The sequence below is a fragment of the Streptomyces flaveolus genome, from assembly GCF_000716535.1.
Lineage (GTDB): Bacteria > Actinomycetota > Actinomycetes > Streptomycetales > Streptomycetaceae > Streptomyces > Streptomyces flaveolus_A.
The window spans coordinates 1-303 of the sequence record NZ_JNWV01000179.1 but is presented as its reverse complement, the minus strand read 5'-3'; the positions used below and the strand labels follow the sequence as shown (position 1 = coordinate 303).

Sequence of the window (303 nt, the reverse complement as noted above, 5' to 3'; positions counted from 1 at the left end):
GAGGTCGCGCAGCTCGACCACCTCGACGTCCACCGGCGTCGCACGGTTCACCGCGGCGGCGAGCCGGTCCGCGAGCAGCCGGGTGGAGGACGGGACACTGAGCCCCGCCGACACGACGACGACCTTCATGCGCTCGGTCATACGGTGCTCTCCTCCTTCTCCTGCGCGTCCTGCGTGTTCTTCTCGTTCTTCGCGGTGAGCAGTGACTGGTGGGTCGGCGCGTCGGGCACGCCGGCCGGGCGTCCCTTGGCGAACTCCTCGCGCAGGACGGGCACGACCTCCTCGCCGAGCATGTCGAGCTGC

The 303-nt window shown here is 70.6% G+C and carries 1 protein-coding gene and 1 pseudogene; both read right to left on the bottom strand.

The annotated features are described in order from the left end of the window. Positions 1-129 (bottom strand): NAD(P)H-dependent oxidoreductase (locus tag OO52_RS45745; RefSeq protein WP_199820078.1); only part of this gene is annotated, 129 nt, incomplete at its 3' end. A gap of 8 nt (positions 130-137) precedes the next feature. Further along, positions 138-303, bottom strand: a pseudogene (locus tag OO52_RS53895) (5,10-methylene tetrahydromethanopterin reductase); the annotation flags it as partial.